Raw genomic sequence first — 21,367 nt, 5'->3', positions numbered from 1 at the left:
AACAATGGGGTGCACCACACGGTAGTACAACCTGTTGGACTCTGTCATTCAGAATATTGGACGGTACGTGTCGGACCTCGACCAGCTCACCCAGTCGCTCGCCCGCAACCTGAGGCGCTGGCGCAACGAGCGCGGCTTCACCCTGGACGCGCTCGCCGCCCGGGCCGGAGTCAGCCGCGGCATGATCATCCAGATCGAGCAGGCTCGCACCAACCCCAGCGTCGGCACCACGGTCAAGCTCGCCGACGCGCTCGGCGTCTCGATCACCACGCTGCTCGACTACGAGCAGGGCCCGCACGTCCGGCTCGTGCCGCCGGAGCAGGCCGTCCGCATGTGGTCCACCTCCACCGGCAGCCAGACCACCCTGCTCGCCGGCACCGAGGCCCGCGGCCCGCTGGAGCTGTGGCACTGGACCCTGATGCCCGGCGACGGCAGCGCCTCCGACCCGCACCCCGACGGCACCACCGAACTCCTGCACGTCACGGCCGGGACCCTCACCCTGGAGGTCGACGGCGCGGACCACGTCATCCCGGCCGGCACCTCCGCCGTCTTCGAGAGCAACGTGCCGCACGCCTACCGCAACGAGGGCACCGAGACCGTCGAGATGACCATGGCCGTCTCCATCCCGCCCGTACGCTGAGACGAAGAGCCGCGCCCCGGCGCGGAGTTGTTACGGTGCCGGGCATGCGCGCACCCATCGGCACCTTCGACGACGTCCGCCCCGCCCCCGACTGCCTCGACCTGCTCACCGACCCCGTCGCCGCGGCGGTCCGCGCCTGGACCGGCGCCGTGCCCGCCGACCAGCTCCTCTACGTGGACACCGACCCGGCCGTGGCGGACACCGCGGTGTTCATCGAGCACTACGGCCCGCGCCTCCTGGACGAGTCCGCGAACTGCGTCATCGTCGCCGGCAAGCGCGGCGAGACCACCACCCTGGCCGCCTGCGTGGTCCGCTCCGCGACCCGGATCGACGTCAACGGCGTGGTCCGCAAGGAGCTCGGCTCGCGCAAGGTGCGCTTCGCGCCCATGGAGACCGCCACCGGTGACACCGGCATGGAGTACGGCGGCATCACCCCCATCGGCCTCCCGGCCGACTGGCCCGTCCTGGTCGACGCCACCGTCGTCGACACCCCGTGGGTGCTGATCGGCAGCGGCCGCCGCCGCGGCAAGCTCATCGTCCCCGGCAAGGCCTTCGCCGAGCTCCCCGGCGCCGTCGTCCTCGAAGGCCTCGGCGTCGAGGTCTGACGGCCGACAGTTGACGGCTGACGGCTGACGGCCGACGAGCCGTGGCGGAGCGGGGCTCAGACCCCGTCCACCGAGTCCCCGTGCCGGTGCGCGACCCGCCACCGCCCGTCCTCACGGCGGTAGACCTGCGTCACCCGCAGCGTGTAGCGGGAGGGCTCGCCCCGGACGGAGGCGGCGGTCTGCTCGAAGCCGACCGTCCAGGCCGCGTCGCCCACCACGTCGTACGCCTTCAGCTCGAAGGCGTACGACGTGCAGTCCGAGAAGCTCTCCGCCAGATGGGCGAAGAGCTCATCGACCTCCCGCTGCCCGAACGCGTTGCGCCAGGCGCCCAGCACCGTCACCGGCTCCTCGCGCGACCACAGGGCCCGGCGCGGGCCGGCGTCGCCGTTGTGGATCGCCAGCTCCGCCTCGTACAACTCGGTCCGGACCCAGGCCAGGAAGTCTTCGCGCTCGCTCATACCGGCCATCGAACCGCCGGAGCGCGGCGCCCGCCTCCCGGCGCGGGCCGGCCGGGTCAGCGGCTCAGCTTCGGGATCTCTATCGCCGGGCAGCGGTGCATCACCATGTCGAGACCGGCCGCCCGGGTCCGCTCGTAGGCCGCCTCGTCGATCACGTCCAGCTGGAACCACACCGCCTTGGCGCCGATCTCGACGGCCTGGTCCGCGACGGCCCCCGCGAGCTCGCTGTTCACGAACACGTCGACCACGTCGACCGGGAACGGGATGTCCGCCAACGACGCGTACCCCTGCTCCCCGTGCACCGTCTCCGCCTTCGGGTGCACCGGTACGATCCGCTTGCCGAAGCGCTGGAGGGTCTGGGCCACCCCGTACGCCGCGCGCATCCGGTTGTTGGACAGGCCCACCACCGCCCACGTGTCGCCGCTCTCGGTGAGGATGCGGCGCACGGTCTCCGCCTCGGTGGTCATGGACTCGACGCTCATCACACACTGCCCTTTCCGTGAAACGATCCGAACTACGAGGGTGAACACGCCGTGACCCTCGGTCATTCCCGCCCGCACCGGAGATCCGCGCGGACCGGGGCGTGCGCGGGCGGCGCCCGCAGGGCGCATAGGCTGGCGGGATGCAGGAGCAGTACCGCACGCTCGCCGGCGAGGGCGTCCACGAGTCCGAGATCAACCGATCGCGCTTCATCTGCGCGCTCGCGCCCGTCGCCACCGAGGCGGAGGCACAGCAGTTCGTCGCCCGGATCCGCCGCGAGCACCCCACCGCCACGCACAACTGCTTCGCATACGTCATCGGCGCCGACGCCTCCGTGCAGAAGGCCTCCGACGACGGCGAGCCCGGCGGCACCGCGGGCGTGCCCATGCTCCAGATGCTGCTGCGCCGTGAGATGCGCTACGTCGTCGCCGTCGTCACCCGCTACTACGGCGGCGTGAAACTCGGCGCCGGCGGCCTCATCCGCGCCTACGGCGGCGTGGTCGGCGAGGCCCTCGACGCCCTCGGCACCATCACCCGGCGCCGCTACCGGCTCGCCACCGTGACCGTCGACCACCAGCGCGCCGGCAAACTGCAGAACGACCTGCGCTCCACCGGCCGGTCGGTGCGCGAGGTCACCTACGGCGCCGCCGTGACCATCGAGATCGGCCTCCCCGACGCGGACGTGACGGACTTCACGGCCTGGCTCGCCGACGCGACCGCCGGCGAGGCGAGCCTCGAACTCGGCGGCGAGGCGTACGGCGATGCCTGACCGGCACCCGCACGGGCACCCGGGCCGAGGCGTGCGCCCGTACCCGCTCCGTACCCCTTTCGCCGTTCCGGCCGGGTCTGTCACACCCCACCGATACGCTCAGGGATCATGAGGCTTCTGCACACGTCGGACTGGCACCTGGGACGCTCGTTCCACCGGGTCGCCCTGCTCGACGCCCAGGCCGCGTTCCTCGACCACCTGGTGGCGACGGTGCGCGAGCGCGAGGTGGACGCGGTGCTCGTCGCCGGCGACGTCTACGACCGCGCAGTGCCGCCGCTCGCCGCCGTCGAGCTCTTCGACACCGCCCTGCACCGGCTCGCCGAGGCGGGCGTGCCCACCGTGATGATCTCCGGCAACCACGACTCGGCCCGCCGCCTCGGCGTCGCCGCCGGCCTCATCCAGCGCGCCGGCATCCATCTGCGCACCGACCCCGCCGGGGCCGGCACCCCCGTGCTGCTCGCCGACGCCCACGGCGACGTCGCCCTCTACGGCCTGCCCTACCTCGAACCGGCGCTGGTGCGCGAGCAGTTCGGCGCCGCCAAGGCCGGACACGAAGCGGTCCTCGCCGCCGCCATGGACCGGGTCCGCGCCGACCTCGCCACCCGCCCCGACGGCACCCGCTCCGTCGTTCTCGCGCATGCCTTCGTGGCCGGCGGCGAGGCCAGCGACAGCGAGCGCGACATCACTGTCGGCGGCGTCGCCGCCGTCCCCGCCGGAGTCTTCGACGGCGTCGACTACGTGGCCCTCGGCCACCTCCACGGCAGCCAGACCCTCACCGAGCGGGTGCGCTACTCCGGCTCCCCGCTCGCCTACTCCTTCTCCGAGACCGACCACCGCAAGACCATGTGGCTGATCGACCTCGGCCCGGACGGCGCCGTGGACACCGCCGAGCGGGTCGACTGCCCCGTGCCGCGCCCGCTCGCCCGGATCCGCGGCCGCCTCGACGACCTGCTCGCCGACCCCGGCCTCGCCCGCCACGAGGACTCCTGGATCGAGGCCACCCTCACCGACCCGGTGCGCCCCGCCGAACCCATGGCCCGGCTCGCCGAGCGCTTCCCGCACGCCCTGCACCTGGTCTTCGACCCCGAGCGCACGGACGACGACCCCGCCCTCTCCTACGCCACCCGGCTCCGCGACCGCAGCGACCAGCAGATCGCGGAGGACTTCGTGGCCCACGTACGCGGCGGCGCCGGCCCCGACCGCGCCGAACGTGGCGTGCTGTACGGCGCCTTCGACGACGTCCGGGTCGACTCGGCCCGCCGCGAGCGCGAGGTGGGCCGGTGAGACTCCACCGCCTCGTCGTCACGGCCTTCGGCCCGTTCGGCACCGCCCAGGAGATTGACTTCGACACCCTGTCGTCGGCCGGCCTCTTCCTGCTCCACGGTCCCACCGGCGCCGGCAAGACCTCCGTCCTCGACGCGGTCTGCTTCGCGCTGTACGGTTCCGTCCCCGGCGCCCGCCAGAGCCCCGGGTCCGTGCTGCGCAGCGACCACGCGGCCGGCGGCACCCCCACCGAGGTCACCCTCGAACTCACTGTGGGGGAGCGGCGCCTGGAGATCACCAGGCGCCCGGCGCAGCCGCGCCCCAAGAAGCGCGGCGGCGGCTTCACCACGGAGAAGGCCCAGAGCACGCTGCGCGAGTACGACGCCGGGACCGGCACCTGGAAGGGGCTCAGCAAGTCCCACCAGGAGATCGGCGAGGAGATCACCCAGCTCCTCGGCATGAGCCGCGACCAGTTCTGCCAGGTCGTGCTGCTGCCCCAGGGCGACTTCGCGCGCTTCCTGCGCGCCGACGCCGAGGCCCGCGGCAAGCTCCTCGGCCGGCTCTTCGACACCCGCCGCTTCGCCGCCGTCGAGGACCGGCTCGCCGAGCTCCGCAAGGCCGCCGAGCGGGAGGTCGGCGCCGGCGACGAGCGGCTGCTCGCCCTCGCCCACCGGATGGCCGAGGCCGCCGGCCCCGGCTCGCCCGCCGCCGTCCCCGTCGAGGAGCGCCCGGGCGAACCCGGCCTCGCCGAGGCCGTCCAGACCCGCGCCGCGCTCGCCCACAGCGAGGCCCGCGAGGCCCTCGACATCGCGCGGATCCGGCTCGCCGCCGCCGAGGAACGCCAGGCCGGCGCGCGCGCCGCCTTCGACGCGGCCCGCGAGCTCGCCGACCGGCAGGCCCGGCACGCCGACGCGCTGCGCCGCCAGGACGAGCTCGCCGCCCGCCGCCCCGAGTGCGAGCGATGGCAGCAGGCCCTCGACCGCTCCCTCAAGGCCGACCGAGTCGCGCCCGCGCTCGCCCTGCGCGAGGACGCCGAGCGCGCCCACCGCACCGCCGACGCCGCCCGCGACCGGGCCCGCGCCGTGCTGCCGCCCGAGCTCGCCGACGCGGGCACCGAACAGCTCTCCGCCGTCGAGCGCCGGCTGCGCGAGGAGCTCGGCGGCCTGGAGGCGGCCCGCCGCGCCGAACAGCGCGGCGCCGAACTCGCCGCCGAGCGGGCCGTCCTGGACCGCGAGGCCCGCGCCGACGAGGAGTTCCTCCAGGACGCCGCCGTCTGGCTGGCCGGCTGGGACGCCCGCCGCGAGGGCCTCAAGCGGCACGCCGAGGCCGCCCAGGACGCCACCGCCCGCGCCGAACAGCTCGCCGGCCGCCTCGAACCGGCCCGCCGCCGCCTCGCCGCCGCCCGCCGCCGCGACACGCTCGCCGCCGAACTCACCACCGCCCGCGACCAGCTGACCGCCGCCCGCGAGCGCCGCAACGACGCCCACGAACACTGGCTCGACGTCAAGTCCCGCCGCCTCCGCGGCATCGCGGCCGAACTCGCCGCCGCCCTCACCCCCGGCGCCCCCTGCCAGGTCTGCGGCTCCGACACCCACCCCGCCCCCGCCCGCACCACCGCCGACCACGTCGACCGCACCGCCGAGGACACCGCCTACGCCGCCTACACCCGGGCCGACGAGGCCCGCACGGCGGCGGAGACGGGCGCGGCGGCGACGGCGGAGGCCTGGGAGGCGGCGCGGAAGGAGGCACTGGCGGGGCCGGACGCCGCCGATGCCGACGGCGGCTCCGCCGCCGAACCCACCGTCGCCGACCTCACCCGGCTTGTCGACGAGCTCTCCCGCGCCCACGCCGAGGCGCACGCGCTCGCCGGGCAGACACATGCCGCGCGGGAGGCGCTGGGCGCGGCCGAGCGGGAGCACGAGGAGCGGGTCGCCGCGCAGCGGGAGGCCGAGCGGCGGGTGGCGGCGCGGACGTCGCGGCGGGAGGCGCTGGAGCAGCAGCAGGCGGATCTGGAGGCCGAAGTGGCGGCCTCGCGCGGCGAGTCGGGCAGCGTCGCCGAGTACGCCACGCTGCTGGAGCGGCGGATCGGACTGCTGACCGGGGCCGCCGAGGCGGTGCGCAGCGCCGAGGTCGCCGCGCGCGGCATGAAGGACGCCGACGACCGGCTGGCCGACGCCGCGTTCCGGGCCGGGTTCGCGACCCCGGCGGAGGCGGCCGCCGCGCTCCTCGACGAGCCCGCCCGGCGCACGCTGCAACAGCGCGTCGACGCCTGGCGGTCGGAGGCCGCGGTCGTCGCCGACCGGCTCGGTGACGAGGCCACCGCGGCCGCCGCCGCGCTCCCGCCGGCCGACCCGGCCGCCGCCGGCGCCGCGCACAGCCACGCCGAGCGGGCGCTGCGCGAGGCCGCCACCGTGCTCTCGGCCGTAACGGAGCGGTGCGAGGCGCTTGACCGGCTGTCCGGCCGGGCAGGCGAGGAGGTGCGGCGGCTCGGGCCGCTGCGCGAGGAGTACGAGCGGGTGGCGCGGCTCGCCGGACTCGCCGCCGGGACCTCCGCCGAGAACGAGCGCAAGATGCGCCTGGAGTCGTACGTGCTCGCGGCCCGCCTGGAGCAGGTCGCGGCCGCCGCCACGGCCCGGCTGCAGCGGATGTCCTCCGGGCGCTACACGCTGGTCCACTCCGACGCCCGCAGCGGCGGCCGGCGGGCCGGACTCGGCCTGCACGTGGTCGACGCCTGGACCGGCAACGAGCGGGACACCGCGACCCTGTCCGGCGGCGAGACCTTCTTCGCCTCCCTCGCGCTGGCGCTCGGCCTCGCCGACGTCGTCACCGACGAGGCCGGCGGCGTCCGCCTGGACACCCTCTTCATCGACGAGGGCTTCGGCAGCCTCGACGACCAGACCCTCGACGAGGTCCTGGACGTGCTGGACTCCCTGCGCGAACGGGACCGCAGCGTCGGCATCGTCAGCCACGTCGGCGACCTGCGCCGCCGCATCCCGGCCCAGCTGGAGGTCACCAAGGCCCGGCACGGCTCGGCCGTGCGGCTGCGCACGGGCGGCGACGCGCTCAGCGGCTGATCGGACGCCGGGGGAGCGGCGAGGAGTAGACGACGCTCGTCGTGACCGAGCCGAGCGCGCCGATCTTTCCGGAGACCTCCTCCAGATGCCGCATGGAGCGGGCGGCGACCTTCAGGACGAAGCAGTCGTCGCCCGTCACATGGTGCGCCTCAAGCACCTCGGGGGTGGCGGCGATCAGGTCGTGGAAGGGCTTGTAGTTGCCGTTGGGGTAGCGCAGCCGGACGAACGCGAGGATCGGCAGCCCGAGCCGCTCCTGGTCGACGATCGCCGAGTACCCGGCGATCACCCCCGCCTCCTCCAGGCGCCGCACGCGTTCGGTCACCGCCGACGCGGACATGGACACGGCCCGCGCGAGCTCGGCGAAGCTGGCCCGGCCCTGGGCCTGGAGGGCGTCGAGGATCCGCCAGTCCGTGGCGTCCGGGAGGTATCCGCTGGTCATGGGCGTGACCTTGCAGGGAAACCCCCGGGAGATCAAGTCCTCCCGGGGGTATCTCACAGTCCGGCCGGTCGATCGGACGCCTGCCCCCCCCGCCCGGCCTCCGCGCCGCGCCGCGCTCAGAGCCGCGAGATCTCGTCCACCAGGTCGTCGAGGCCCAGCGGGCCCTGCGACAGGGCCGCCATGTGCCAGGCCTTCGCGTCGAACGCGTCGCCGTGCTTGGCGCGGGCGTTGGCGCGGCCGAGCAGCCAGGCCCGCTCGCCCAGCTTGTAGCCGATGGCCTGGGCCGGCACCGACAGATAGCGGGTCATCTCGCTCTCCACGAAGGCCGGCGGCCGGCTGCTGTGCCGCTGGAAGAACTCCTGCGCGAGCGCCGGCGTCCACCGCTCGCCCGGGTGGAACGTCGAGTCCGCCGGGATCTCCAGGCCCAGGTGCATGCCGATGTCCACGATCACCCGGCAGGCCCGCATCATCTGCGCGTCGAGATAGCCGAGCCGCTTCTCCGCGTCGCCCAGGAAGCCCAGCTCGTCCATCAGCCGCTCCGCGTAGAGCGCCCAGCCCTCGGTGTTGGCGCTGACCTTGCCGATCGTCGCCTGGTAGCGGGAGAGCCGGTCGGCCACGTGCACCCACTGGGCGATCTGCAGGTGATGGCCCGGCACGCCCTCGTGGTACCAGGTCGACACCAGGTCGTACACCGGGAAGCGGTGCTGCCCGTCCACCGGCAGCCAGGTGCGGCCGGGGCGCGAGAAGTCCTCCGACGGGCCGGTGTAGTACGGGGCGGCGGCGCCGCCGGGCGGGGCGATCCGGGACTCCACCCGCCGCACCCGGTCGGCGAGTTCGAAGTGCGTGCCGTCCAGCGCGTCGATCGCCTCGTCCATCAGGCCCTGCAGCCAGTCCCGTACCGCGTCCACGCCCTCGATGTGCGCACCGTGCACGTCGAGGTGGGCCAACGCCTCCCACGGATCGGAGCCGGGAAGAATGCGGTCCGCCTCGTGCCGCATCTCGCCGAGCAGGCGGTGGTATTCGGACCAGCCGTACGCGTAGGCCTGGTCGAGGTCCAGGTCGGTGCCGTTGAAGAAGCGGGCCCAGCGGCGGTAGCGCTCGCGGCCCACGGTGTCCGGGGCGTCGGCGACCGCCGGCGCGTACACGTCGCGCATCCAGTCCCGCAGCGCGAGCACGGCCGCGTCGGCCGCCGCGCCCGCCGCCGTCAGCTCGGCACGCAGCCCGTCCGGCAGCCCGCCGTCGCCGTCGCCGCCCGGCCCGGTCGCCCGGATCGCCGTGTCGGCGCCGGCCGCGAAGCCCGCGAACCAGCCGCGCGGCGCGCCGTCCGGGCCGGTGCCGCCGCCGACCGACCACTCGGTGAGCTGCCCGACGAAGGTGGCCGTGGCCCGCGGTCCGCCCCGCATGCCGCGTTCGAGCCCCAGGGTGAGCGAGGCGCGATAGCCCTCCAGAGCCGCGGGCACGGCCCGCAGCCGGGCGGCGGCGGCCGTCCAGTCGGCCGCGGTCGCCGTCGGCAGCATGGTGAAGGAGAGGCGCACGCTGTGCGCGGGCGAGCGCAGATTGCTCACCGCGCACAGACCCTCGTCCGCCTCGTGCACCTGGAGCTGGGCGGTCAGCCGCTCGCGCAGCAGCCGGCCGCAGCGCTGCTCCGCCTCGTCCTGGGCGCCGTCCTGCCGCTCCGCCGTGTCGAGTCGTTCGAGCGTGCGCCGCGCCAGGTCGGCGAGGGCTTCCTGACCGGCGGGGGAGAAGTCGGGGAGGCGCCCGGCGCTCTCGCGGACTCCCAGGAACGTGCCGGTGATCGGGTCGAGTTCGATGAGCGCGTCGACGTAGTCGTCGGCGACCTGGCGGGGAAGAGCGGTGCTGGAAGACTCTGGCATGGAGCCAATCCTGGCCCGTGCACGGGGCCCGCGTCACCCTCAATCGATCTCAGTCGGCTGACAAATGAGCGCCCGGGACGGGCGGGAGCAGCGGACCGCACTCCCACTGCTGGAAGATCAGCCGGGTCTCCACCCGGGCCACCTCGCGCCGTGAGGTGAAGGCGTCCAGGACGAGTCGTTGCAGGTCGGCGGGGTCCGCCACGGCCACGTGGACCAAGTAGTCGTCGGGGCCGGTGAGATGGAACAGCGCCCGGGACTCCGGCAGCGCGCGCACCCGTTCGACGAACGGCCCGATGAGTTCCCGGCGGTGCGGGCGCACCTGGACGAGCAGCAGCGCCTCAAGGCCCCGGCCGAGTTTGGCCGGATTCAGCTGTAGCCGGTGTCCGAGGATCACGCCGGTGCGGCGCAGCCGTGCCACTCGGTCGAGACAGGTGGACGGAGCCACCCCCACCTCGGCGGCGAGCTCCCGGTAGGTGGTCCGGGCGTCGTTCTGCAACAGGCGAAGAATGTGCAGATCGACCGGGTCCAGTACGACAGAATCAGCCATTGGCCGAACGTAACACGGCGATTTCCCGCTACCCGGCGGTATCCGTTCAGAGTGCGCCGCATGGACATGACCAGGAACGCCCATGCGTCCTCCGCCGAGTCCGCCCCCACCCGGGCACTCGCCACCGAAGCCGTGCACGCCGGCCGCGACGACCTCGCCGAGCTCGGTCTGCACGCCCCGCCGCTCGACCTGTCCACCACCTACCCGTCCCGCGACGCCCGGGCGGAGGCGGCCCGGATCGACGCGTTCGCCACCACCGGCGTCCTCCCGGACGGCCCGCCGGTCTACGCCCGCCTGGACAACCCCACCACCGGGCGCTTCGAGACCGCCCTCGCCCGCCTGGAGGGCACCGACTCCGCGGTCGCCTTCGCCAGCGGCATGGCGGCGCTCAGCGCCGTGCTGCTCGCCCGCGCGAGCCAGGGCCTGCGGCACGTGGTGGCGGTCCGCCCGCTGTACGGCTGCAGCGACCACCTGCTGAACGCCGGACTGCTCGGCACCGAGGTCACCTGGACCGACCCGGCCGGCGTCGCGGACGCCATCCGGCCCGACACCGGCCTGGTCATGGTCGAGACCCCGGCCAACCCGACCCTCGCCGAGGTGGACATCCGGGCCCTGGCCCACTCCTGCGGCGAGGTGCCGCTGCTCGTCGACAACACCTTCGCCACCCCGGTGCTCCAGCGGCCCGCCGAGCTCGGCGCGCGGATCGTGCTGCACAGCGCCACCAAGTACCTCGGCGGCCACGGCGACGTCATGGGCGGCGTCGTCGCCTGCGACGAGGAGTTCGCCCGTACCCTGCGCCAGGTGCGTTTCGCCACCGGCGGAGTGCTGCACCCGCTGGCCGGCTATCTGCTGCTGCGCGGCCTGTCCACGCTTCCGGTACGGGTACGGGCCGCCTCGGCGACCGCCGCCGACCTGGTCCGGCGGCTGGCCGCCGACCCGCGGATCGCGCGCGTGCACTATCCGCGGATCGGCGGGGCGATGATCGCCTTCGAGGTGTACGGCGACCCGCACGACGTGATCGGCGCGGTACGGCTCATCACGCCGGCGGTCAGCCTCGGCAGTGTCGACTCGCTCATCCAGCACCCCGCCTCGATCAGCCACCGCATCGTCGATCCCTCGGACCGGCGCACCGGCGGCATCAGCGACCGGCTGCTGCGCATGTCCGTGGGCCTGGAGGACGTCGAGGACCTGTGGCGGGATCTCACGCAGGCGCTCAGCGCCGGGTCCGCCACCCCGTCGGAGAGCCGGCGGAGTCCGCAGCGGGCCGCGCGGGTGTAGCCGCGTCGGACTCCGCCCGGGGCCCGGCGGCGCTCGCCGGCCGGCCGGCCAGGCGGGCGGTGATGACCAGGGTGCCCTCCTCGATCTGGTAGTCGAGGGGCAGGTTGAGCGCCCGCATGGCGGCCACCATGCCGGTGTTGGAGGACTGGGTCACCGCGTAGACGCTGTCGCAGCCGGCCTCCTCCGCGAGCGCCACCAGACGGCCGAGGAGTTCGGAGCCGATGCCGCGCCGCTGCCACTCGTCCTCGACGAGCAGGGCGACCTCGGTCTCGTCGCCGTCCCACAGCAGATGGCCCAGGGCGACGACCCGGCCGGAGGCCGTCTGCACGGCGAGCGTCCGGCCGAACCGGGGGCTCAGCAGGTGGTCGAGGTAGCGGTCGGCGTCGCCGACCGGGCCGTGGTAGCGCAGCGCCAGGGTCCGCTCGGAGCAGCGGTCGTGCATGGCCCGCGCGGCGGCCAGGTCACGCTGGTCGGCGCGGCGCACGGTGATGTCGTTGCCCTCGGGCAGCGTCAGCACGTCCAGGCTGCGCGGCAGCCGCGGCCCGAGCCGGGCGTCGAGCTCGACCAGGGCGCGGGCCCGGGCGAACTCGGTGGGCGTGAACGGCAGATACGGCCGCTCGATGACCAGCGTCCCGCCGTTCGGGTCGCGCAGCCGCATCGCGGTCTCCTCCAGGACCCCCTCCACCGGGGCGTGGTCTCCGGTCGGACGGCCGGAGAGGGAGACCGGCGGTACGGAGCGCAGGGTGCAGCGGCCGAGCAGCTGGCGCAGCGCCAGGGGCAGTTCGGCCGCGTCGAGCGCGGTGCGGGTGGCCAGGCCGAGCACCCGGGTCGGGGTGTCGACCAGGTCGTGGGCGTCGGCGCGCTCGGTCCACGTGTCGGTGCCGCCGGCCGCGGCGATCTCCCGTGTGAGCACGCCCGCCTCCAGGCCGGCGGGCGCGCGGAGCAGGAACTCGTCCACCGTGCCCTCGGCCAGCGGGTGCGTCTGCAGGGTCAGGATGTCGACCCCGTGCCGGGCGAGCACCGCGCAGAGCGCGGCCAGGCTGCCCGGGGCGTCGCGGACCGTGGTCCGCAGCCGCCACAGGCTGGTGGCCGTTCCGGCGGAGTCCCCCACGGGGGTGGGGGCCTCGCCGGAAACCGCGTCCGGCGGCAGCGGGGACGTCACCCCGCTGCCGCCGGGATCGTCGGCGGGCGGCGCATGACTGTGCCGCCGGGCCCACCACGTGTGGAAGGCGGCCGTGGCGACCAGCGCGATCGCCGAGAACACCAGCAGATAGGGGCCGTCGGGGCCCTTCACCACGGTCTTGGCGATCGAGTCGGCCACCACCACGGCGGTGAACAGGGCCGCCAGCTCGATCAGGTCGTGCCGCCAGTGGTGGAGCCGGCGGGCGTTCTTCCGGTGCGTCATGTCGGGCGTCATATCGGGCGTCATGACCTCACTGTGAACCAGCGGTGTTGCGTGATCACGAACGCCTTGTGACTGACGGGTTAAGCGCCGATCCGGGGCATTGGTGGCGATTTCAAGCACTTTCCGATCGGGTCTGACCGGCCCGCTGTCCGAGCGCGACCGCGAGTCGGCGCGCCTGCGTCACCAGCTGCGTGGTGCCCTTGCGCGCCGCGAGCTCCGCGAGCCCCGGCACCTCCTTCCCGGACCAGCCGGCCCGCTCCGCGCACTCCGCCGCCACCGCGAGCAGCTCCCCGGCCCCACGGGCCGGCTTCGCGTCGCCGAGCACCGACGGCAGCAGCGCGAGCAGCACGTCGCGCACCGTCCCGTACGCCCCGGTCGCCGCCGCCGTACGAGCCGCGTCCGCCAGCCGGTTCGGCTTCACCGACCCCTCGGCGAGCAACTCCGCGAGCCGCGCCCCGAGCAGCGCCGCGTCCAGCTCACCGCGCGACGCGAGCACGAGCAGCGCGTCGACGGCGGTCAGCCGGTCCTCGGCGTGGAAGCAGCCGAGCCCGATGGCGAGCGCGAGGTGGACGGCGGGCCCGACGGGGCCGTCGGACTCGGCGAGGGCGGTGAGCGCCTGCGCCGCACCCCGCTCCTCCCGCTCCGCTGAACTCGCCAGCGACGGCAGGAGCCAGGCCGCGAGGGTCTCGCGGTCGTCGGGGAGGACGGCGGGCCAGAGGGAGCGCTGAGCGGCCCAGTGGTACGAGCCGCAGCCGCGCGGGATCTCGGTGGGTTCGGTGCCGAGCCAGCGGAACGCCGGCGGGAACTCCTCGCGGATCACCCGGCGGTCGCGCACCGCGAGGATCACCCGGTCCGCCAGCCACCACTGGCCGCCCCGCTTGTCGCGGCTCCGGGGCATCAGCCGCACCCCGGGCGCGAGCGAGGCGTCGGCCGTCAGCCACTCCGCGAGCCGCTCGCCCGCCCGGGTGCCGAGCGCCGCCGCCTCGACTGCCGCCCCGGCTGCCGCCGGATCACCCTTCCGAACCCGGAGCAGCGCCTGCGCCAGGTCCAGGGGCAGCGGCTCCACGCCGCTGTCCCGGTACTCCCGCAGCCGCTCCACGAGCACGGGTGCGTCGATGGACCCGGTGTGCCAGGTCGGTGCGGCCAGCAGGAACGGCACGCGCTTGCCCTGGGCGAGCTGCCAGGCCGCCTCACGAACCCGGGACTGGAGCACCCAGGTCAGCGACTCGTGCGCACAGGACGGGCGGTGGCCGGCATCGGTGCGGGTGACCCGAGCCGTGCCCACCACGGTGGCGAGCATGTCCGTCAGGCCCCGCGTACCGTCGCCGAGGCGACTCCCCGCCTCCAGCCAGTACGCCCCCGCGAACGCCTCCCGCACCGCCGCCCGCAGCGCCTCGCGGTCCCGGTGCGCATGCCGTACGAGACCGTCGAGCGCCCGCTCGAACTCCTCCGGCGCCATGTCGTGCGGCCGTCGCTCCAGGGAGACCAGGTCCTCCACGAGTTCCGCCAGCTCGGCCGGAGGCGGCACCGGGCGGCGCTCCGGCGCGGGCGGCAGGACCTCCTCGTACGGCGCGGCGTCGGACACGGCGGCCACGCCGAAGAGCTCGGCCGCGGCCTGCCGGTGCACGGGGCTCAACAGCTCGACGGCGCCGGACAGTTCCGTCCGGGCCGACTCGTCCACGTGCTTCAGATGGCGGCCCACCAGGGCGAGCGCCCGCTCCTGGAGGGAGGTGTCCTCGTGGCCGAAGGCGTCCGTGACCACCGGAAGGAGCTCCGCCGCCGCGCCCGGCTCGCGTCGCAGCACCTTGCCGAGCAGCGTCAACTGCGCCCGAACCAGCTTCTTCTCGCTGCGGAACAGCACCGAGCCCGACATCTCCGCCAGCTCGGTGACCGAGAGGCCGCCGTCCAGCGCGAGCTCGGTCAGGACCGCCTGGGCGTGGCCGGCCACCGGGGACGGCCCGTCCGCCGCCATGCCCAGCCAGTCGGGGATCCGCGCCCGCCGCTCCTCGTCCGTGGTGCCGAGGGTCTGGAGCAGGGTCAGCGGGAAGCGCAGGTCGCGGGCCCGGCCGCCGCGCAGCAGCCGGGACACGCAGCCGTCGACCAGGACCGCGCGGTCGAGCACGCCCTCGTCGGCGAGGGTCTTCAGGGCCGTCGGCCAGTGCGTGGGCGCGTCCGGCCCGACCGACCAGGTCAGCCGGTCCGGGGTCTCGGTCAGCGCCAGGACGTGCGGCAGCAGCACCGGCGTCTGCGGGTCCTCGCGCAGCCGCGCCACCAGCCGGTGGTCCGTCACCGTCCGGGTCCAGCCGCGCAGATAGCTCTCAGTGGTCGGCACCGGGCGGCCGGAGCGCTGCACCAGGGTGTGCACCAGGCGGTAGTCGTCGTCGGCGACGCCCGGGCGGTCGGCGAGCCGGCCCGCCACGTCCCCGAGCCACGCGGGGTCCCGGTCCGCCAGGACCTCCAGGACGCCGTCCACGGTGTGCTGCCCCCAGCCGGTCAGATCGCGCGAGGCGATCCAGGCCGCCGCCGGGGCCGCGCCCGTGTGGCAGCCGGCGCCCGCGACCCGCAGCGCCCGGCGGGCCTCCGTCTGCGCGTTCCATTGCTGCCAGTCCCAGCCGCGCACCTCGGTGCGCAGCTCCTTCAGGCGCGGCAGCGCCTTTTTGCGCGCGGCGGCGTCCAGCGGCTCCAGGAGCGCGGGCACCTCGCGGTGCCGCCCCTCCCGTACCGCCGTGAGCAGCGCCTCCGTCGCGGTCTCCATGCCGGTCATGGCCGCAGTCCCCGTCCCCGTCATCGTCCCCGTGGTCATCGCACACCCTCCGCGACCGCCTCGGCCGTCCCCGCCGCCTCGACCGTCATCGCCCCGCGTCGTGCCATCCGCACCGCGAGCGCGTGCTTGCACGGCCCGCGCCGGCCCCGGTAGTCCGCCCACCAGGTACAGGTGCAGGTCAGGCGTCCGTGCGCCGTCTCCCGTACCTGATAGCGGCGCTCGCCGGACGCCACCGTCGCGAGCTCGCCGTCCAGCGTGACCGCGCCCTCCGCGAGCAGGGCGCGGGCGGACAGCAGCCGCGGGTTGTGGCGCTCGGCGCGGTCGGCGTCGTAGGGGAGTTCACGGTGGAAGTAGGCCGCCTCGGCGACGTCGTAACCCACCCGGCCGGCCGTGCCGAGCCGGGTCAGCGCCGCCCGCACCCGGTCCACGGGCAGGCCCGACTGCTCGGCCAGGTCCGCGAGGTCGATGCGCGGCTCCCAGGCGAGCAGCACCGAGACCAGCTCGGCGTCCCGCGCCGCCTCCTCCGTGGCCAGTGCCTCCAGGACGCCGCCCTCGCCGGAGAAGCCGCGCGCCGGGTCGGGGGAGAGGGTGAGCGTGAGCCGCATGCCCGGCAGCTCCACCTCCCAGGCGCTCGGCGCGGCCGCCGCGCCGTCCGGCACCGGCCCGTACACCCGCAGCGCCGTCGCGTGCCGCAGCACCCGTTCCAGGGCGACCAGCCGGTCGGGGCCCGCGAGGCAGACGGCACCCGGCACCGGGCGGGTGGTCGGACGCAGCGTCCGGCCCTGCTGCACCACCCACATGGGGCCCCGGCCGCGCGCCTGGGAGCGCGGCAGCGAACGCAGGAAGCGCACCGCCTCCGCCCCGGACAGCTCGGCCCGCAGGTCGAAACCGGCGGACGAGACCTGGGCCTCGGCGAAGCCGCGCAGCCAGCGGTCCGGCAGCGGCACCTTCTTCTCGACGACCGGCCCGTCCAGGGTGGTCACCGCCAACTCCTCCGGGCCGACCCGCAGATGCAGCGGGTCGCCGCCGGTCAGCCGGGACAGGGCCTCCCGCAGCGGGTTGTTCACATCGACGTTCGTCGTGCCGTGCCCGGTCTCCGCCCCGTCGAGACCGGCGCTCAGCACGTCAAGACGCGCGTACACCCCGCCGCAGCCGGAGAACGACTCGAACCGCAGCCGGTCCCCGTTGCCCGTCACCACCGGGTCGAGCGACCCCGGTCTCATCCGCTGGTAGTAGCGCGCCGCCGCCACGTCGGCCACGGCGAGCAGCCCGCGCGCGGCGACCTGCGGCGAGGTGAGGAACCCGGAGAAGAACCGGGGCCGGGCCTCGGCGCCGTGCGGCGTGAGGCCCCCCGAGGTCTCCAGTCCGAGCAGCCGCCCGGAGCCGGTGGGCTCGAGGGCGGAAGGGCGTGCGTAGGCCAGCGCCTGTACGGATCGCGTCATGTGAAAGACCGTAGGACCCGCCACTGACAATCGACCGGACGGCGGAGGCGGCCCCGCGCCGGGACTCGTACCCCGCCGACGCCCGGACCGGCACGCTCCGCCGCCCCGATTCCGGGACCTACTGCCCCACCCGCCCCGGCTGGAGCGTTCTGCTGAACAGCACAAGACCGCCCTCCGCCCGCAGGCGGACCGTCAGTTCGCCGCTGTCGCCGTCGATGGCGACCTCGCCGAAGTACTGCGGGGTCTCCATCGGCGAGAGGTTCGCGCGGTCCGGGGCGCGGACGAAGACGCGGTCCGGGCCGAAGGTGGCGTCCAGCTTGTTGGCCGGGAAGCCGCCCGCCGCCAGCGGGCCCGAGACGAACTCCCAGAAGGGGGCGAAGTCCTTGAAGGCCGCGCGCTCCGGGGCGTAGTGCTGGGCCGAGGTGTAGTGCACGTCCGCGGTGAGCCACAGGGTGCCGGTGATGCGCCGGTGCTTGATGAACCGCAGCAGCTCGGCGATCTGCAGCTCGCGGCCGAGCGGCGCGCCCGGGTCGCCCTGGGCGACGGCCTCGAAGTCGGTCGCGCCGTCGGTGACGACCAGGCCCAGCGGCATGTCGGCGGCCAGCACCTTCCACACCGCGCGGGACCGGGACAGCTCCCGCTTGAGCCATTCCAGCTGCTCGGCGCCGAGGATGCCGGTGGTGTCGTCGGCCTGCCGGCCCGGCGAGTTGGCGTTGCGGTACGAGCGCATGTCCAGCACGAACACGTCGAGCAGGGGGCCGTAGTTGACCACCCGGTGCATCCGGCCCTCGGCGCGGGTCTCGCCCACGCGCGCGTGCAGCGTGGAGACGGGGAAGTACTCGGCGAAGGCGCGCGAGGCACGGGCGGCGAGGACCTCGGCGTCCTTCTCCGTGTAGCGGACGTCGTCGAGGAGCTGTCCCGGGTACCAGTTGTTGCGGACCTCGTGGTCGTCCCACTGCACGATCGACGGCACCTGGGCGTTGAAGTCCCGCACGTTGTGGTCGAGCAGGTTGTAGCGGAAGTTGCCCCGGTACTCGGCCAGGGTCTCGGCGACCTTGGACTTCTCCGGCGTCGTCACGTTCCGCCAGATCCGCCCGTCGGGCAGCGTCACGGACGGCTGGATCACCCCGTCCGCGTAGATCGTGTCGCCGCTGCACAGGAAGAAGTCCGGGTCGAGCCGGCGCATCTCCTCGTACGCGCGGAAGCCGCCGATGTCCGGGTTGATGCCCCAGCCCTGTCCGGCGATGTCGCCGGACCACAGGAACCGCACCCCGTCCCGGCGCCGCTCGGGCGCGGTGCGGAAGGTGCCGGTGACCGGTTCGCCGGTACGGCGCGGGTCGTCCGGGTCGGCGAGGGTGACCCGGTAGTGGATCTGCTCGCCGGCCGGAAGGCCGCGCAGCGCGGTGGTGCCGGTGAAGTCCGTGCCCGGGCCGAGCAGCGGGCCGTGGTGGCGGTGCACCCGGCGGAACGATTCGCTCGCCGAGGTCTCCGTGATCATGCGGGCGGGCCGGTCCGAGCGGACCCACACCAGGCCCGCGTGCGCGGTGACATCACCGGTCTGCACGCCCCACGCGGCCGACGGACGCCCCGACAGGGCGAACGCCGGGCTCGCGAACGCGCCGCCGCCGACGGTGAGGGCGGCCGCCGACGCGGCGAGCGAACCGCGCAGAACGGTACGGCGGGCGGGCGCCGGGCCGCCGGCCGCCGGGCCGGGGGTGGGCTGGGACATCGAACGCCTCCAAGGGGGTGGGCGGAGCGGGACCGTCGTCTCGTTTACGGACGGCTCCGAGGCCCGCGCCCCGGTGCCGCGCCCCATGCCTAGCGCCCGGGAACGGCGCCCAGCCGAACCCCGCGTGAACAACCCCCGCGTGAACAACCCCCTGCCCCCGCAGGCAGGTTCAGCCCACGCCGCTTCGCGGGCCGGCCGCCGCCACCAGCGCCACCCCGCGCCCGATCTCCGCCGGCGTCAGATGCGCGTAGCCGATCACCAGCCGCACCGCCCCGTCCGCCGGGCGCACCGTTCCGTACTCCTCCAGGGGCCGCAGGGCCACCCCCGCCGCCTCCGCGGCCGCGAGGAGGGCCGGCGTCGGCCCGTACGCGGCGGGAAGGCGCGCGATGACGTGCAGACCGGCCGCGATGCCGCTGGTCACCGTGCCGGGGAAGTGCCGCTCCAGGGCGGCCACCAGGGCGTCCCGGCGCTCCCGGTAGGCCCGCTGGCAGCGCCGCAGCTGCCGGTCGTAGCCGCCGCCCGACACGTAACGGGCGAGCACCGCCTGGTCGATCACCGGATTGCCGAGGTCCATCGTGCGCTTGCGCTCCACGACCTCCTCGACCAGCTCACCCGGCAGCAGCAGCCAGCCCAGACGCAGTCCCGGCGCGAGCGATTTGCTGACCGAGCCCGTATACACCACCCGCTCCGGATCGAGCCCCTGGAGCGCGCCGACCGGCGCCCGGTCGTAGCGGAAGTCCCCGTCGTAGTCGTCCTCGAACACGAACCCGTCCACGGACCGGGCCCAGTCGAGCAGTTCGGCCCGCCGGGCGGCCGCGTAGGAGATCCCGGACGGGAACTGGTGCGAGGGCGTCACCACCACCGCCCGCACCCCGGACGCCGCCAGCGGCCCCGGCACCAGACCCTCCTCGTCGACCGGCAGCCACACCGTGTCCAGACCGGTCGCGGCGAACAGCCGGCCGTGCTCCGGGCTGCCCGGATCCTCCACGCCCACCGCGCCGTGCCCACGCGCGCGGAGCGCAAGGCCGAGCAGCGTGGCCGCCTGCGCCACCCCCGAACACACCACCAGACGCTCCGGATCCGCCACCACTCCGCGCCGGCGCGCGAGCAGCGCCGCGACCGCCGTCCGCAGCTCGGGAAGACCGCGCGGATCCGGGTAGCCGAGCCGCCGATGGGCCAGCTCGGACAGTACGGCCCGCTGCGCCGCGCCCCACGCGGCGCGCGGGAACAGCGACAGGTCCGGCGTCCCGGGCCGGAAGTCCACGCGTACGCCCGGGGCGCGCGGCGCGAGGTCCCGCACGCCGGGCGCGGCGGCCCGCGCCGCCCCGCCCACCCAGGTGCCCGACCCCCGGTCGCTGCGCAGATAGCCCTCGGCGGTGAGCTGTTCGTACGCCTCCGTCGCCAGGCCCCGGGACACCCCGAGGTCGGCGGCGAGCGCCCGGCTCGACGGCAGCCGCGTCCCGACCGCGAGCCGGCCCGTGCGCACGGCCTCCCGCAACGCCTCCTGGAGCGAGCGCCCCCGCTGCCGCGCAGGCGCCGCCGCCGCGGGCAGCAGCAGCTCCCAGGCCGGTTGGCCGCGCATCCCCGTACCCCCTTCGTGCCGACGTCCTTCGTCCCGACGTCCTTCGTGCGTCGTCGCCGTGTCCCGGGCCACCGCGAGAAGTGGTCCCCGATGACGTACGACAAGTGGACCTCAAATCAAGCCGCTCCGGTTCCTAGCGTCGACACCATGAACGCGAACCCCCTGCGCGGCGTGCTCCTCGTCACCGTCGCCTACGCCCTCGTCGGGGCCTCCTTCACCGCCAACAGCCTGCTCGGCTCCTACCCGTACGCGGGCGGTCAGGCACTGCGCTACGGCGCCGCCTGCCTGCTCCTGCTCCCGCTGCTCGGCGGCCGGGCCGCGCTCGGGCCGCTGCGCGCCCTGACCGTGCGCCTGTGGCTGCGGATCGCACTGCTCGCGGCGGTCGGCATGGTCGGCTTCAACCTGGCGGTCCTCGCCGCCGAGCGCACCGCCGAGCCGGCCGTCCCCGGCGTCCTGGTCGGCTGCGCGCCCGTCGTGGTCGCCGTCCTGGTGCCGCTCACCGAGGGCCGGCGGCCGACCAGGCCGGTGCTGTACGGGGCGGTGCTCGTCGCCGCCGGGGCCTTCACCGTGCAGGGCTGGGGCCGCACCGACCTGGCCGGGCTCGGCTGGTCGGCGGCGGCCCTCGCGGGCGAGGTGGGCTTCACGGTGCTCGCGGTGCCGGTGCTGCGGCTGCTCGGGCCCAAGCTCCTGACGGCGGTGGTGTGCGGGGTCGGCGCCGTCGAGGCGGCGTTCGTCGGGTTCGCCGTCGACGGCACCGCGGCGCTGCGGATGCCGACGGGCGTGGAGGCCGGGGCGCTGGTGTGGCAGGCGGCGCTCGCGACCGTCGTCGGTTTCGTGCTCTTCTACATGGGCGCCCAGCGGATCGGTATGGAACGCGCCACTCTCTATACCGGTGCCATCCCGGTGGCCGCCGCGCTGACCGCCGTGCTCGTCGGGGAGGGCACCTTCGGCCCGGCGCAGGCCGCCGGCGGCCTCCTGGTGGGGGCCGGGGCGGCGCTCGGCACCGGACTCTTCGGGC

The 21,367-nt window shown here is 75.1% G+C and carries 16 protein-coding genes and 1 pseudogene; 7 read left to right on the top strand and 10 right to left on the bottom strand.

Annotated elements, in window-relative coordinates; all coding sequences use genetic code 11:
* Nucleotides 1–67 precede the first annotated feature (67 nt).
* Together KV205_RS24890 and KV205_RS24885 are read left to right on the top strand one after the other, a co-directional pair.
* The gene (locus KV205_RS24890; protein ID WP_265866818.1) at nt 68–640 is read left to right on the top strand and encodes a helix-turn-helix domain-containing protein; all 573 of its coding nucleotides are present in this window, start codon (nt 68–70) and stop codon (nt 638–640) included.
* 44 nt (nt 641–684) lie between these two features.
* On the top strand, nt 685–1,245 hold the full coding sequence (locus KV205_RS24885) for a YbaK/EbsC family protein (RefSeq protein WP_265866817.1): 561 nt from the start codon (nt 685–687) through the stop codon (nt 1,243–1,245).
* A gap of 56 nt (nt 1,246–1,301) precedes the next feature.
* Here the strand turns inward: KV205_RS24885 and KV205_RS24880 are convergent, their stop codons facing one another.
* A complete protein-coding gene (locus tag KV205_RS24880; protein ID WP_265866816.1) occupies nt 1,302–1,703 on the bottom strand; it encodes a nuclear transport factor 2 family protein in 402 nt (133 codons plus the stop codon).
* A 56-nt stretch (nt 1,704–1,759) separates the two neighbouring features.
* Nucleotides 1,760–2,170 carry a CoA-binding protein gene (locus KV205_RS24875; RefSeq protein WP_265866888.1) on the bottom strand — a complete coding sequence of 137 codons (411 nt, stop codon included), beginning with the start codon at nt 2,168–2,170 and terminating at the stop codon, nt 1,760–1,762.
* Nucleotides 2,171–2,325: 155 nt separating this feature from the next.
* Here KV205_RS24875 and KV205_RS24870 point away from each other — a divergent pair, with 155 nt between their 5' ends.
* The 3 genes from KV205_RS24870 (at nt 2,326) to KV205_RS24860 (ending at nt 7,289) form a co-directional block, all read left to right on the top strand.
* A complete protein-coding gene (locus tag KV205_RS24870; RefSeq protein WP_265866814.1) occupies nt 2,326–2,952 on the top strand; it encodes a YigZ family protein in 627 nt (208 codons plus the stop codon).
* Nucleotides 2,953–3,060: 108 nt separating this feature from the next.
* Nucleotides 3,061–4,236: an exonuclease SbcCD subunit D gene (locus KV205_RS24865; protein WP_265866813.1), complete on the top strand. Its 1,176-nt coding sequence runs from the start codon at nt 3,061–3,063 to the stop codon at nt 4,234–4,236.
* On the top strand, nt 4,233–7,289 hold the full coding sequence (locus tag KV205_RS24860) for an SMC family ATPase (RefSeq protein ID WP_265866812.1): 3,057 nt from the start codon (nt 4,233–4,235) through the stop codon (nt 7,287–7,289). Before KV205_RS24865 ends, KV205_RS24860 begins: the two co-directional genes overlap by 4 nt.
* Here the strand turns inward: KV205_RS24860 and KV205_RS24855 are convergent.
* The 3 genes from KV205_RS24855 to KV205_RS24845 form a co-directional block, all read right to left on the bottom strand.
* The gene (locus KV205_RS24855) at nt 7,279–7,728 is read right to left on the bottom strand and encodes an Lrp/AsnC family transcriptional regulator (protein ID WP_265866810.1); all 450 of its coding nucleotides are present in this window, start codon (nt 7,726–7,728) and stop codon (nt 7,279–7,281) included. The genes KV205_RS24860 and KV205_RS24855 overlap by 11 nt on opposite strands.
* Before the next feature lie 116 nt (nt 7,729–7,844).
* Nucleotides 7,845–9,602, bottom strand: a complete 1,758-nt coding sequence (locus tag KV205_RS24850) for a DUF885 domain-containing protein (RefSeq protein WP_265866809.1) — start codon at nt 9,600–9,602, stop codon at nt 7,845–7,847.
* Nucleotides 9,603–9,651: 49 nt separating this feature from the next.
* Nucleotides 9,652–10,149, bottom strand: coding sequence for an Lrp/AsnC family transcriptional regulator (locus tag KV205_RS24845; RefSeq protein ID WP_265866808.1), 498 nt, complete (start codon nt 10,147–10,149; stop codon nt 9,652–9,654).
* A gap of 66 nt (nt 10,150–10,215) precedes the next feature.
* Between KV205_RS24845 and KV205_RS24840 the strand changes: the two genes are divergently transcribed.
* Nucleotides 10,216–11,427 (top strand): PLP-dependent aspartate aminotransferase family protein, encoded by a 1,212-nt coding sequence (locus KV205_RS24840; protein ID WP_265866887.1) that lies wholly within the window; start codon nt 10,216–10,218, stop codon nt 11,425–11,427.
* Here KV205_RS24840 and KV205_RS24835 read toward each other — a convergent pair.
* The 5 genes from KV205_RS24835 to KV205_RS24815 all read right to left on the bottom strand — a co-directional run bounded on the left by KV205_RS24835 (nt 11,363) and on the right by KV205_RS24815 (nt 20,349).
* Entirely contained in the window at nt 11,363–12,832 is a 1,470-nt protein-coding gene (locus KV205_RS24835) for a GNAT family N-acetyltransferase (protein WP_265866886.1), read from the bottom strand. The genes KV205_RS24840 and KV205_RS24835 overlap by 65 nt on opposite strands.
* Before the next feature lie 112 nt (nt 12,833–12,944).
* Nucleotides 12,945–15,635 (bottom strand): DUF6493 family protein, encoded by a 2,691-nt coding sequence (locus tag KV205_RS24830; RefSeq protein ID WP_265866807.1) that lies wholly within the window; start codon nt 15,633–15,635, stop codon nt 12,945–12,947.
* Complete coding sequence (locus KV205_RS24825; RefSeq protein WP_265866806.1) at nt 15,632–17,038, bottom strand: SWIM zinc finger family protein; 1,407 nt, start codon at nt 17,036–17,038, stop codon at nt 15,632–15,634. Before KV205_RS24825 ends, KV205_RS24830 begins: the two co-directional genes overlap by 4 nt.
* 118 nt (nt 17,039–17,156) lie before the next feature.
* The gene (locus KV205_RS24820; RefSeq protein ID WP_265866805.1) at nt 17,157–18,767 is read right to left on the bottom strand and encodes an alkaline phosphatase; all 1,611 of its coding nucleotides are present in this window, start codon (nt 18,765–18,767) and stop codon (nt 17,157–17,159) included.
* Between the two features lie 169 nt (nt 18,768–18,936).
* On the bottom strand, nt 18,937–20,349 hold the full coding sequence (locus KV205_RS24815) for a PLP-dependent aminotransferase family protein (RefSeq protein ID WP_265866804.1): 1,413 nt from the start codon (nt 20,347–20,349) through the stop codon (nt 18,937–18,939).
* A 90-nt stretch (nt 20,350–20,439) separates the two neighbouring features.
* On the opposite strand from KV205_RS24815, the pseudogene KV205_RS24810 reads away from it, so the two are divergent.
* Nucleotides 20,440–21,288: pseudogene (locus KV205_RS24810) on the top strand (EamA family transporter); the annotation flags it as partial.
* Between the last annotated feature and the right edge of the window lie 79 nt (nt 21,289–21,367).

Source organism: Streptomyces sp. SKN60 (assembly GCF_026236535.1).
GTDB lineage: Bacteria > Actinomycetota > Actinomycetes > Streptomycetales > Streptomycetaceae > Streptomyces.
Note: the sequence above shows the minus strand (reverse complement) of the source record. Positions and strands in the feature narration are given on the sequence as shown.